The sequence below is a fragment of the Streptomyces paromomycinus genome, from assembly GCF_003865155.1.
Lineage (GTDB): Bacteria > Actinomycetota > Actinomycetes > Streptomycetales > Streptomycetaceae > Streptomyces > Streptomyces chrestomyceticus.
In genome coordinates, this window is the sequence record NZ_BHZD01000001.1 from 2,744,048 (window position 1) to 2,756,964 (window position 12,917).

General features: G+C 73.7%; 5 protein-coding genes and 1 pseudogene. 1 reads left to right on the forward strand and 5 read right to left on the reverse strand.

The window, feature by feature from the left end; translation table 11 throughout:
* Positions 1–93 precede the first annotated feature (93 nt).
* Positions 94–2,508: an IucA/IucC family protein gene (locus tag OEIGOIKO_RS10940; protein WP_125053885.1), complete on the reverse strand. Its 2,415-nt coding sequence runs from the start codon at positions 2,506–2,508 to the stop codon at positions 94–96.
* Between the two features lie 644 nt (positions 2,509–3,152).
* Positions 3,153–4,517, reverse strand: a pseudogene (locus OEIGOIKO_RS10945) (diaminobutyrate--2-oxoglutarate transaminase family protein); the annotation flags it as partial.
* An 806-nt stretch (positions 4,518–5,323) separates the two neighbouring features.
* On the opposite strand from OEIGOIKO_RS10945, the gene OEIGOIKO_RS10950 reads away from it, so the two are divergent.
* Positions 5,324–6,511 (forward strand): trypsin-like serine peptidase, encoded by a 1,188-nt coding sequence (locus OEIGOIKO_RS10950; RefSeq protein ID WP_125053886.1) that lies wholly within the window; start codon positions 5,324–5,326, stop codon positions 6,509–6,511.
* A gap of 168 nt (positions 6,512–6,679) precedes the next feature.
* Here the strand turns inward: OEIGOIKO_RS10950 and hflX are convergent, their stop codons facing one another.
* The 3 genes from hflX to OEIGOIKO_RS10970 form a co-directional block, all read right to left on the reverse strand.
* Positions 6,680–8,167 carry a GTPase HflX gene (gene hflX, locus OEIGOIKO_RS10955; protein WP_125053887.1) on the reverse strand — a complete coding sequence of 496 codons (1,488 nt, stop codon included), beginning with the start codon at positions 8,165–8,167 and terminating at the stop codon, positions 6,680–6,682.
* Positions 8,168–8,405: 238 nt separating this feature from the next.
* Positions 8,406–10,211: a M1 family metallopeptidase gene (locus OEIGOIKO_RS10960; RefSeq protein WP_174857150.1), complete on the reverse strand. Its 1,806-nt coding sequence runs from the start codon at positions 10,209–10,211 to the stop codon at positions 8,406–8,408.
* Positions 10,212–10,486: 275 nt separating this feature from the next.
* A complete protein-coding gene (locus tag OEIGOIKO_RS10970) occupies positions 10,487–12,814 on the reverse strand; it encodes a RelA/SpoT family protein (protein ID WP_125053888.1) in 2,328 nt (775 codons plus the stop codon).
* Positions 12,815–12,917 lie beyond the last annotated feature (103 nt).

Genomic DNA, 12,917 nt, shown 5'->3' on the forward strand with positions numbered 1-12,917 from the left:
GGAGGGGATGAGGGCCCGACGCGCTCGGGCGCCGGGCGGGGACGAGGTGGAGCCGGGGCTGAGGCAGGCGCCGGGGCAGGGCTGGGACGGGAGTCAGGGGTGCAGGGGGTTGGGGATGGTGACGTAGACGGACTGGGTGTCGACGGGGCCGACGAGTTCGTCGAGGCCGCGCAGCCGGGTCAGCAGGTTGGCCTTGCAGCGCAGGGTGCGGGCTTCCAGGAGCCGGCCGGGCAGCGGCGAACGGTGTTCCGCCGGCCCGGTCGCGGCGTCGGTGAGGAATCGCCGGAAGGCCGCGAGGAGCACCTTCTCGGCGGCCAGGCGCTGGGAGCCGAAGGCGCCGATGAGGCCGAGGACGTTGTTGATGCCGAGGTAGTAGGCGAAGCGTTCGTCGGTGACCTCGTCGGTGACGAAGGTGTCGCTGGTGGAGCCGATGCCGGGCAACCGCCGTGCCAGCTCCGTACGGCGCGACTCGCGGAAGTAGTAGCCCTGGTTGTCCCGGTAGCGGCCGCCGGCGGGCCAGCCGTCCCGGTCCAGCAGGACCAGGGTGTTCTGCTGGTGCGCTTCGAGTGCGACGCCCGCGGTGCCGTCGAGCCAGAGGACGGGCCGTACCACCGCTTCGAGGTAGCGCAGGAACCACTCGGTGGCGACGGCGCCCGCGGGCCGCCCGGTGCGGGCGGTGAGCCTGCCGATGACGTCGGCCAGGCGGGACCGCAGGCCGGTGTGGCCGGGCCAGGGGCGGGGCGAGGTGAGGGCGGCGATGCAGACGGCGTCGTCGGTGGCGCCGAAGGGGTTGTGCCGGACGACCACGTCCAGGCCGTGCACCGGCTCGCCGTCGGCTCCGGTGACGCCGAACCAGGCCGGGTCGCGGACGATGTCGAAGCCCGGGGAGCCCGGGGAGCCTGGGGAGCCCGGGAAGGCCGCCCGCCACTGTGCGGCCAGGCCGGTGCGGAGCAGCCGGTGCACCTCGACGCCACGTTCCAGTTCCTTGCGGAGGTTGTCGCGGCGGGAGTTGGTGATGCGTACGCCCAGGGAGAGCTTGAGCATGGCGTCGCAACCGGGCCGGAAGACGGTGCGTACGGAGGAGGTGGGGTGCCAGTCCGGGCCGCCGGGGCCCAGGTCGTGGAGGTGGCCCGTCTCGTACAGTCCGGCGATGTCCGGGCGGTGGCCCAGCTGGTGGGCCTGCCACGGGTGCATCGGCAGCGGCAGGGTGCCGGCGGGCGCCGGGGGTGCTCCTTCGGCGAGGCGGGCGGCCAGCTGCTCGGCGGGGACGGTCCGGCCGCGCTCGGTCCAGGCCGAGGCGGCGGCGAACACATCCTGGTGGACGGCCGTCCAGTGGAGGCGGAACGCGCCGCGCAGTTCCGGGGAGTAGACGTGTGTCTCGGCGTCGGTCAGGCCCTCCCGGCTCTTGGGGGTCGGGTGCATGGGGTGGCCGAAGAGCAGCGCCTGTTCGGCGGCGAGAAAGCGGGAGGTGCCGAGGTCGTCGGCCGGGGCGGCGCGCCGGTCGGCGAGGAACACCGCGGTGTGCCGCACCGAGTCGGCGACGCGACCGACGAGGTCGGCGCTCTCGCTGTCCGGGGCGCCGGAGGGGTGAGCGGGGGCGGTCCTGCACGTACCCGTACTGCTCGGGGCGCTGTTGACGTCGTCGGTACGGCCGAGAGCGCTGCCGGTGCTGCCGACCGCGTTGCCGACACGTACGGCCTCGCGGCGCAGCAGGGCGGCGAGGGTCACGGCGTCCAGCGGCACGGCGTCGGCGGGAGCGCCTTCCAGTACGGGTGCGCCGAGCCGGTGCCAGCCGGTCTCCGACCAGTACAGGACGGGTACGTGCAGGGCCGCCGCGCTGGCGTCGAGAGGAACGCGCAGCCGGTCGCCGGGCGGGCGGGGCGTACCGCTCTCGCGGATCCAGCAGCGGAGCAGGCTCTCGGCCCCGGCGGCGTCGGCGGCGACGGCCGGGTCAGGGTGCTCCAGCCGGTCCTGATGCGCCGGCCGGGCCTGCTCGGGGCCCCGCACCGAGACCGGGTTTTCGACGGCCTCGACGGCCTCGGCGGCCTCGACGTGCTCGTCGTGCTCGTCGTGCTCGTCGTGCTCGTCGTGCTCGTCGTGCTCATCATGCTCGACGTCATCGATGTCCTCGGGCGGGTCCGGCACCGGAGCCCGCGCGCTGCCCTGATGGTCGGGGTCCTGGCGTTCGGGGTCCCGATGGTCGGGGTTCTGCAGAGCGCCCTCGGCCGGGGGTTCGGCGTCGGTCTCGTCGGTCTCGTCGTCCTCGTACACCGTGACGACCCGGGTGGCTCCGAGGCCGTGGCAGTCCTCAACGCCGTGCCGCTCGTGGTGTCCGAGCCGTACGGCACAGCCGGTGTGGCCGCCGTGTTCGCCGTTCTCACCGCTGTCGTGGGCGCCGGCGCGCCGGTTCTGCCGCGGCACGGCGGGTTCCCGCAGCCGGGCCAGCGGTTCACGGGGCAGACGTCGCTCGTCGGCCGGAGTCCCGTCGGGGCCGGGGCGTTCGTTCATCGGGGTGTGCCTCGCAGGGTCGGCGCGGTCGACGCGGTCTGGACGGTGAGGGGGCGGTGGGAGGGCGGTGGGCAGGTGGCGAGCGTGCGCCTGGGAGCGGCCGGGCGCCGTTGAGGAACGGTGTGCCCGTAAGGGCCGTCACGCAGTGGCGGGGCACGATGGCGGCGTACGGGACGGAGCTCGGGTGCACGGTGGTGCGCCGAGCGCCGGGCTCTCGTGCGCCCGGAACGGTGCGGGCGCCCGCTCACGGGGTCACCTCGGAGGACGCCCCCTGCAGCGGTACCGCACGGCCCTTCCCGTCCGGTGCGGACTCCGCGCTCCTCTCCTGCCTGGGGCCTGCCACCCCCACCCCGGCGGCCCCGGCGACCCCGTTGGCCCCTGCATCCCCGACAGTTTCGGCCGATTCGGGCATCCCCGGGCGCCTTGACAGTCCCAGGCACCCCGGCTCCCCCGGCACTCCCAGGCACCCCGGCTCCCCCGGCACTCCCAGACGCCCCGACTCCCCCGGCACTCCCAGACGCCCCGACTCCCCCGGCACTCCCGGACGCGCCGGCTCCCCCGGCACTCGAAGACGCCCCGGCACTACCAGACACCCCCACCCCACTCATCCCACTCACCCCACCAACCCCAGCCACCACACACGCCCCCGCAGCCACCCCACCCGCCCCCGACCGCGCCCCGGCCGCCAGTGCGTCGGCGAGGCGGTCGAGGACCGCGTCCGCCTGTTCGTCGGTGATGGTGAGCGGGGGCAGCAGCCGGACCACCGAACCGTGGCGGCCGCCCAGTTCGACGATCAGGCCCCGGTCGAGGCACTCCCGCTGGACGGCCGCGGCCAGCGCGGGGGCGGCCGGGCGGGCTCCGGACGGGTCCGGGGCGGTGTCCGGGTCGACCAGTTCCAGGCCGAGCATCAAGCCCCGGCCCCGTACGTCACCGATGCAGCCGTGTTCGGCGGCCAGTGCGTCCAGCCGGGACGTCATACGGGCGCCCAGTTCGCCCGCGCGCCGCGCCAGGTCGTTCTCCCTGACGTACGCGAGGGTGGCCGCGCCGGCCGCCATCGCGAGCTGATTGCCCCGGAAGGTGCCCGCGTGCGCGCCGGGGCGCCAGGCGTCCAGTTCCTCGCGATAGACGATGACCGCGAGCGGCAGGCTGCCGCCGATCGCCTTGGAGAGGACGAGGACGTCGGGCACCATGCCACTGTGGCCGACGGCCCAGAACGCACCGGTGCGGCCGACGCCGGTCTGCACCTCGTCCACGATGAGGGGGATGCCGCGCGCGGCCGTGATCTCGCGCATCCGGCGCAGCCAGCTGTCGGGCGCGGGAATCACGCCGCCCTCGCCCTGGACCGGTTCGAGGATCATTCCGGCCGGCCTGGCGACGCCGCTCTTGTCGTCGTCGAGCACGTTCGCCGTCCAGCGCGCCGCCAGTTCCGCGCCCTGTTCGCCGCCGGTGCCGAAGGGGCAGCGGTAGGCGTACGGATACGGGAGGCGGGTCACGGAGGTGTCCTGCGCGCCCCCGGACGCCGCGAGCGCCCCCGCCGTCATGCCGTGGTACGCGCCGGTGAAGGCCGCGAGTCCGTCCCGGCCGGTCGCGGTCCGCACCAGTTTGAAGGCGGCCTCGACGGCGTCCGTGCCGGCCGGCCCGCAGAACTGGATGCGGCCGTGGTCGGCCAGTTCGGGCGGCAGGGTGGCGAAGAGTTCGGTGACGAAGGCGTCCTTGACCGGGGTGGCCAGATCGAGGACGTGCAGCGGGGCGCCGGAGTCCAGGACGGAACGGATGGCCTCCAGGACGACGGGGTGGTTGTGGCCGAGCGCCAGGGTGCCCGCCCCGGAGAGGCAGTCCAGGTAGCGGCGGCCGTCGGCGCCCTCGATGGTCAGCCCGCGGGCGCGCACCGGGACGATGGGCAGCGAGCGCGCGTAGGTACGGGCGGCGGACTCGCGGAGCGACTGCCGCCGCAGGATGCCCTCGTGGGCGGGAGGGGGTGCCATCGGCAGAGGCTGGGTCAAGGCCACGGCGGTTCGGTCCTCCTGCTGCTGGACTCTTCTGTTGAACTGCGGATGCACCGGCGGACGCGGTGCGGGGACGCTTACGGTGCACTGCGGGCGGGCCCGCCGCGCACCGGCCGCGCCCCGTCGGGCCGCTTCCGTCGCGCACCGGGCCTGATCCGCTGTCGGCAGGTCGCCGGGCATGGACGGGTCTGGTCGGACCTGGCTGGTCGGTGGACGGACCGCTTTGCCTGCCGCCGGACACGGCTCAGCCGTCCCCCGTACGTATCAACGACGGCGTACGCGGGAGAACACGGCCTGTCACAAGATCCTTGCCGCATCCGGGCGCCGCGCCACGACGACGGGACGACACGACGACGGGCACCCACCGGCGCGCGCCCATGCGCCGCGCCCCGTCCGGCCCCCCGCACGCACTCCCACACCACCCCGGCGCGACGTCTCGCACCACCCCGGCGCAACGTCTCGCACCACCCCGGCGCAACGTCTCGCACCACCCCGGCGCAACGTCTCGCACCACCCGGGCGCAACGTCTCGCACCACCCCGGCACGGCACCTCGCTTCCCCCCTGCACGACGCCCCGCAACACCCCCAAGGAAAGATCCGCACCCGACCGGAACCGGGGACCCGCCCACCGCCGTCCCCAACGGCACCGGCATAGTGGGGACCTGCGCCCAGCTTTCCGGTGCATGACAAAACAGCAGATGCGGGCACGTCCGGGGCAAGACCGGCACGATCACCCACGGCGCGGCACGGCCGTCCGGGGCCGGACGGACACCTGCGGCAAGCCTGAACAGACCAGGGGGAGTTCACCCATGCGATCCATACGTCGGCCGGTCCTGGCCGCGGCCGCCCTCACCGCCGTGGTGGCGCTGACCGCCACCGGCTGCGGGCCCGAGGGCAACCAGGCGGACGGCAAGCCCAGCCAGTCCGCGGAACAGGGCAGTGCGGGCGGGGGTGGCTTCACGATCCCCGAGGACATCCAGGACAAGCTCAAGGAACACGGCGTCGACCTGGACAAGTGGAAGAACGGCGAGTGGAAGAACTGGGACAAGGACAAGTGGCTCCGCGAGGCCAGTGAGTTCATCAACCCGATCATCAAGGGGCTGTGGGATCCGGACCGGGCGAGCAAGGCCAAGCCGCCGAAGGAGCCCACCCCCAAGGACATCTCGGGTGACCAGGGGCGGACCGACCCGGACCCGCGGCCGGTACAGGCCAAGGCCGTCAAGCCGCCGTTCGGCCAGAACGCGCCCGGTCTCGGCAAGATCTTCTTCGACACGCCCGAGGGCCACGCGGTCTGCTCCGGCGCGGTGGTCAAGGACCCGGCGCACCCGGGCAAGTCGAATTTGGTGTGGACCGCGGGTCACTGCGTGCACGCCGGCAAGACCGGTGGCTGGTACCGCAACATGATCTTCGCCCCGTCGTTCAACGACACCGGCAAGAGCGCGGCCCAGCTGGAGAACGCCTCGCGTGAGCAGATGTTCCCCAAGGGCGTGTGGTGGGCCGACGGCGCGTCGACCTCCAGCCAGTGGATCGGCCAGGGCGGCCCGCAGGGCAACAGCGTGCCGATGGCGCCGTACGACTTCGCGATCATGCACGTGACGCCGGAGAAGGGCGCGGGCAGCAAGTCCCTCGAAGAGGTCGCCGGCGGCGCCTACTCGGTCGACTTCAACGCTTCGGCGATCCCGGACATCAAGAGCATCACCGCCCAGGGTTACCCGGCCGAGGCGCCGTTCGACGGCGCGACGCTGCAGCAGTGCACCGACAAGCCGGGTCGGCTCTCGCTGGACGCCAAGAAGCCGACCATGTACCGCATCGGATGCCTGATGACCGCCGGTTCCTCCGGTGGCCCCTGGTTCGCGAAGGGCTCGGACGGCAAGCCGACGCTGGTGTCCAACACCTCGATCGGCCCCCGTCCGGCCGGCTGGCTGGCGGGCCCGCACCTCGGCCCGGAGGCCAAGAGCCTGTACAACGCGATGAGCAAGAAGTTCGCGTCGAAGTAGTCGCGGCGCACGAGGGCCCGCTCCCGGTTTCCGGGGGCGGGCCCTCGTCCTGCGGCCGTACGCGCGGCCGGTCCAGCAGGTAGCACGAAGGCCCGCCCCCGTTCCCAGGGGCGGGCCTTCGCACTGCCTACGGCGTCGCGCTCACGACGTCCTGTTACGTCTGCCGCGTCACGCGGCCGGTACGTACGGCCGGAGCTCGGCGGCCAGCTCCTCGTGCACCCGCGCCTTGAGGACGGTGCCCTCCGCGACGTGCTCCTCGGAGATCACCTCGCCCTCGGCGTGTGCCCGCGAGACCAGCGCGCCCTGGGTGTAGGGCACCAGCGCCTCGATCTCGACCTGCGGGCGCGGCAGCTCCTCGTCGATCAGCGCGAGCAGTTCGTCGATGCCCTGGCCCGTGCGGGCCGAGACGAGCAGCGCGTGCTTCTCGTTGCGCAGCAGCCGCTGGAGGACCAGCGGGTCGGCGGCGTCCGCCTTGTTGACGACGACGATCTCCGGTACGTGGGTGGCGCCCACGTCACGGATCACCTCGCGCACGGCGGCCAGCTGCTCCTCCGGCACCGGGTGCGAACCGTCGACCACGTGCAGGATGAGGTCGGAGTCGCCGACCTCCTCCATCGTGGAACGGAACGCCTCGACGAGGTGGTGCGGCAGGTGGCGCACGAAACCGACGGTGTCGGCGAGGGTGTAGAGCCGCCCGCTGGGCGTCTCGGCCCGGCGCACGGTCGGGTCCAGGGTGGCGAACAGCGCGTTCTCCACCAGGACGCCGGCCCCGGTCAGGCGGTTGAGCAGGGAGGACTTGCCCGCGTTGGTGTAGCCGGCGATGGCCACCGAGGGGACCTTGTGGCGACGGCGTTCCTGCCGCTTGATGTCGCGGCCGGTCTTCATCTCCGCGATCTCCCGGCGCATCTTCGCCATCTTCTCGCGGATCCGCCGGCGGTCCGTCTCGATCTTGGTCTCACCGGGACCACGCGTGGCCATACCGCCGCCCGCGGAGCCGGAGCCACCGCCACCCATCTGCCGGGACAGCGACTGGCCCCAGCCGCGCAGCCTGGGCAGCATGTACTGCATCTGCGCCAGTGAGACCTGCGCCTTGCCCTCGCGGGACTTGGCGTGCTGGGCGAAGATGTCGAGGATCAGGGCCGTACGGTCGACGACCTTGACCTTGACGACGTCCTCCAGGTGGATCAGCTGGCCGGGGCTCAGCTCACCGTCGCAGACCACCGTGTCGGCGCCGGACTCCAGGACGATGTCGCGCAGCTCCAGGGCCTTGCCGGAGCCGATGTAGGTGGCCGGGTCGGGCTTGTCGCGGCGCTGGACCACACCGTCGAGCACCAGCGCGCCGGCGGTCTCCGCCAGTGCGGCCAGCTCGGCGAGGGAGTTCTCCGCGTCCTGCACCGTGCCCGTGGTCCAGACACCGACCAGCACCACGCGCTCCAGGCGGAGCTGGCGGTACTCGACCTCGGTGACGTCTTCGAGCTCGGTGGACAGCCCGGCCACGCGGCGCAGGGCGGCCCGCTCGGTGCGGTCGTACTGTGCGCCGTCACGCTCCCCGTCGATCTCGTAACTCCAGGCGACGTCCTCTTCCATCAGGGCGTCGGCCCGGCGGCTCTCGGGGAGGCGCTGTCGGTCCTGTGGAAGGGAAGAAGAGGAGGTCATTTGATCCTTTGCGTCGTTGGGACGTCCCGTACGGGGCCCTGCGGCCCCGGGACTCTCGATCGTGACAACGTCCGGCCCGCCCGGGAGATTCCCGGTGCCGGCCCCGTCATCGGCCAGACGATGGTCGCACGGCCGCCGGTCGCCGTCACACGGGTTTTCCGGGTGCGGGATGCGGGAGGGGCGAGGGGTTCGAGGGGGCGAGGGGGCGGGCCGGGCCTTCCCGGGCCGGGCGGCGGGTTCACCCACGCGGCTTCGCGCTGCCCTGCCTGCCCGCAGGCTTACCGGCCGGCTTTCCTGCGGGCTTCCCGGCCGCTTGCCCGGCAGGCTTCGCGCCCTGCCCGTTCACCGGCTTCCCCGCGGGCTTCCCGGCCCCCTGCCCCGCAGGCTTCGCCCCCGGCTTCCGTGCCGGTGGCTGCGGGGTCCGGTGGTGGCTCTTCCAGTCCGGGTGGCCCGGCATCGGCGGCGTCTTCGCGTCGTACAGCCAGCTGCGGAAGAAGCCGCCGAGGTCCTGGCCCGAGATGCGGGAGGCCAGCGCGACGAAGTCGGCGGTGCCCGCGACGCCGTCGCGGTGCCGGGTCACCCAGGCGCGCTCCAGCCGGTCGAAGGCGGCATGTCCGATCTTGGCGCGCAGCGCGTACAGCACGAGGGCGCTGCCGTCGTACATGACCGGGCGGAAGATCCCGGTCTTGTTGCCGGGCGTGGGGGCCTTCGGTGCCCCGGGCGGGCCGCCTTCGGCACGCATCCGGTCCGAGACGCTGTAGGCGCGCCGGGTCCGCTCGTCCATGGACATCTTGGAGTGCTCGTGCGCGTACAGCTCCTCGTACCAGGTGGCGTGCGACTCGTTGAGCCAGGCGTCCGACCAGGTGCGCGGGGTGACGCTGTCGCCGAACCACTGGTGCGCCAGCTCGTGGACCATGATCGCTTCGATGTACCAGCGGGGGTACTGCTGTCCGGTGAACAGCCGCTCCTCGAAGAGGGACAGCGTCTGGGTCTCCAGCTCGAAGCCGGTCTCGGCCTGGGCTAGGAGCATGCCGTAGGTCTCGAAGGGGTAGTGGCCGACCTTGCCCTCCATCCAGGCGAGCTGGCCGGGTGTCTTGGCCAGCCACGGTTCCAGACGCTTGCGGTCGGCGGCCGGTACGACGTCGCGGAGCGGCAGGCCGCGTGGTCCGGTGCGCCGGACGACGGCGGAGCGCCCGATGGACACCTGCGCCACTTCGGTGGCCATGGGGTGGGCGGTGCGGTAGACCCAGGTGGTCATGGCGGGGGCCGCCCGCTCCTGCCGCACGTCCGGTCCCGTACGGACCACGCTCTTCCCCGGCCTCGGCGGGGCGCCCGGGTGGCGTGCCACGCGCGTTCCGTTGGCGACGACCGTCAGTCCCTGGGGCGCGGTGACGCGGAAGGTGTAGAGGGCCTTGTCCGAGGGATGGTCGTTGCCCGGGAAGACGCGGTGCGCGGCGTCGACCTGGTTGGCCATCACCAGCCCGTCCTTCGTGCGCAGCCAGCCGGCCTCCTTGTCCTTGCCGCCCTTGGGGGGACGCGGGTCGCTGGTGTGCCGGACGACGATCCGCACCGGGGTGCCGGCGCGCACGGTGCGGTGCGGCGTGACGATCAGGTCCTCACCGCGGCTGACGTGGGCCGCGGGCCGGCCGTCGACCTCGACGGACCGGACGGTGCCGTGGGCGAAGTCGAGGTTGATGCGCTTCAGGCGGGCGGTGGCCCGCGCGGTGATCTTCGTGACGGCGTCCAGCGGCCGGTCGTTGCGGCCGGAGTACGTCAGGGCGATGTCGTACGCGCGGACGTCGTACCCCGGGTTGCCGAGGTGCGGATAGAGCCGGTCGCCGACGCCGAGCGGCGTGGCGTCCGGCAGACCGGCGGCAACCAGTGCGGCGGCGGCGAGCAGCCCGAGGGCGCTCCGGCGGCGGGCGGCGGCTCCGGAGCGGCGGCGCGGGCCGGGCGTGGCGCCTTCGGGGCCCCGGCCGGGGACGGAGCCGGGGACGGAGCCGGGGCCGGGGCCGGTGGCGGGGTGGGGCGAGGAAAGCGGCATGACAAACCGCTATCAGCGCGGTGCGCCCGCCCGTGGCCGACGCGACAGTACGGCACCCGAACGGGGGGGGTTCCGTGCGTCCGTCGAGGCAGGAGGGACGCGTGTGGGTGCCGGGCCGTACGAGAACCGCACCGGGACCGCGTCACGTGGAGCACCGGCCCGATCTCCGCTCCGGCGCCACCACGCTCCCGCGCGCACCCTCACACCGCGCGCCCCGACACCCCGTGCCCCGACACCGAAAACCTGCCCCCGGAAACCCTGCCCCGGGACACCCCTCAAGAACGCGCCGCCACCGTCGACTGCGCCCGCCCCGCCCGCAGCACGTCGAAGACGCCCGGCACCTGCCGCATCGCCCGCATCAGGGACGGCAGTTTGGCCGCGTCCGGGAGGTGGAGCGTGTAGGTGTGCCGTACGCGCTGCTCACGGGGCGGTTCGACGGCGGCGGCGACCACGGCGGCGCCTTCGGACGCGATGGCCTCCGTGAGGTCGGCGAGCAGATGCGGCCTGGTGAACGCCTCCGCGAGGAGGGTGACCCGGCAGCCCTGTACGCGGTTGCCCGCGCCGCGCCAGCGTGCGCCGACCGGCTGCCGGCCGGACGCGGCCATCCGGGCCACCACGGGACACAGCGCCCGGTGCACGGTGACGATGCCGCCCCGGACGGCGAAGCCGGTGACGTGGTCCGGCGGTACGGGGGTGCAGCAGCCCGCGAGCCGTACGGTCGCGCCGGGCAGGTCGGTGGACAAGCCGGCGGTCTCACCGCCGTGGCGCCCGGACGCGGCGGCGGCTCCGGCGCCCCGCGTCTCCCCGGTTCCGCTCGGTGCGCCCGCCCCCACCGGTCCCTCCCCAGCCCCCGCCTCCGCGCCGGGATGAGCGTCCAGCCAGCGAGAGATGGCGAGCCGGGCCGCCGGGGTACGGGTGTGGTCGAGCCAGTCCGGCGAGGGCCCGGCGGCGGAGTCGGGGGCCATGAGCAGGTGCAGGCTGTCGCCGTCGCACAGGACCGTGGAGAGCGTCGCCAGGCGGCCGTTGACGCGCGCGCCGATGCAGTGGTGCGCCCCCTCGCCGTACAGCGCGTACGCGGCGTCCACGCAGCTCGCCCCTGCGGGCAGGCCGACGGTACCGCTGCCCGGCGCGCCCGTACCCGTGCGGTCCGTCGCGACCGTGCCGCTCCCGTCGTCGAAGCCGCCCTCCGCGCAGAAGACCGTGATCTCCCGGTCCTGCGCGAGGTCGTCACGCAGCGAGGTCCAGAACGTGTCCGGGTCGGGGGTGGCGCGCTGCCACTCCAGGAGGCGGCACAGCCATCCGGGCTGGGTGGGGTCGACGCGCTCGCCGTCCTCGGCCGCCGGTCCCCCCGCCGCGCCGCCCGCCACCGCCTCGGACGGGTCGGCGCCGTCCGCGGGGGCGTACGGGTTGCCCAGCGCGATCACCCCGGCTTCCGCCACCCGGTGCATCCGGTGGGTCCGGATGAGCGTTTCGGCAATGGCGCCGTCCTCGTCCGAGACGGCGGTGTGCAGCGACTGGTAGAGGTTGAACTTCGGCGCGGCGATGAAGTCCTTGAACTCCGAGACCACCGGGGTGAAGCAGGTGTGCAGCTCGCCGAGGACCGCGTAGCAGTCGGCGTCCTCGGCGACGAGCACCAGCAGCCGGCCGAGGTCGGCGCCGGTGACCGTGCCGCGCGCCAGGCGCACCCGGTGCACGGAGACGAAGTGCCGCGGCCGGATGAGGACTTCGGCGCCGATGTCGGCCTCGTCCAGTACGGTGCGCACCCGCTCCGCGATGGCGTCGAGCGGCCCCGGGCGGCCGGCGTGGCCGAGGACGAGCGCCCGGGTGGTGGCGTACTCCTCCGGGTGGAGGATCGCGAAGACCAGGTCCTCCAGCTCGCTCTTGAGCGCCTGCACGCCCAGCCGTTCGGCGAGCGGGATCAGCACGTCCCGCGTCACCTTGGCGATCCTGGCCTGCTTCTCGGGGCGCATCACCCCGAGGGTGCGCATGTTGTGCAGCCGGTCGGCCAGCTTGATGGACATCACGCGGACGTCGTTGCCGGTGGCGACCAGCATCTTGCGGAAGGTCTCGGGTTCGGCGGCGGCGCCGTAGTCGACCTTCTCCAGCTTGGTCACGCCGTCGACCAGGTAACAGACCTCCTTGCCGAACTCCCGGCTGACCTGATCGAGCGTCACTTCCGTGTCCTCGACGGTGTCGTGGAGGAGGGAGGCGGTCAAGGTCGTGGTCTCGGCGCCCAGTTCGGCCAGGATCAGGGTCACCGCGAGCGGGTGGGTGATGTACGGCTCGCCGCTCTTGCGCATCTGCCCGCGGTGCGAGGACTCCGCGAGCGCGTAGGCCCGGCTCAGGGTGTCCAGGTCGGCGTCCGGGTGGTGGGCCCGGTGCACCTTCGCGACGTGTTCCAGGGCGTCCGGCAGACCGTCACGGGGGGCCGGCCCGAGCAGCGCGGCGCGGCCGATGCGCCGCAGCCCGCGCAGTTCCAGACGGGGTCGGCCACGTCTGCGGTGGGCGGCTTCCCCCAGGTCGGACGGGCCCGCCTGGGCGGCGGCCGGACCGGCCTGGGCAGGCGCGACGGGGTTACCAGGGTTCGTGGCCTCTGCGCTCATGGGCACCTCCGGCGGCGTCGACCGGCGGTTGGGCGCCCGCAGTCAGTCGCCCGGGCCGGTGCTTGATGCTACCGAGCCCATCACGCAGCGCTGTCCCGCTCTC

Excerpts from the sequence above, each read along its gene's own strand:
- hflX (WP_125053887.1), bottom strand. The coding sequence starts at position 8,167 with ATGACCTCCTCTTCTTCCCTTCCACAGGACCGACAGCGCCTCCCCGAG.
- OEIGOIKO_RS10970 (WP_125053888.1), bottom strand. The coding sequence starts at position 12,814 with ATGAGCGCAGAGGCCACGAACCCTGGTAACCCCGTCGCGCCTGCCCAG.
- OEIGOIKO_RS10950 (WP_125053886.1), top strand. The coding sequence starts at position 5,324 with ATGCGATCCATACGTCGGCCGGTCCTGGCCGCGGCCGCCCTCACCGCC.
- OEIGOIKO_RS10940 (WP_125053885.1), bottom strand. The coding sequence starts at position 2,508 with ATGAACGAACGCCCCGGCCCCGACGGGACTCCGGCCGACGAGCGACGT.
- OEIGOIKO_RS10960 (WP_174857150.1), bottom strand. The coding sequence starts at position 10,211 with ATGCCGCTTTCCTCGCCCCACCCCGCCACCGGCCCCGGCCCCGGCTCC.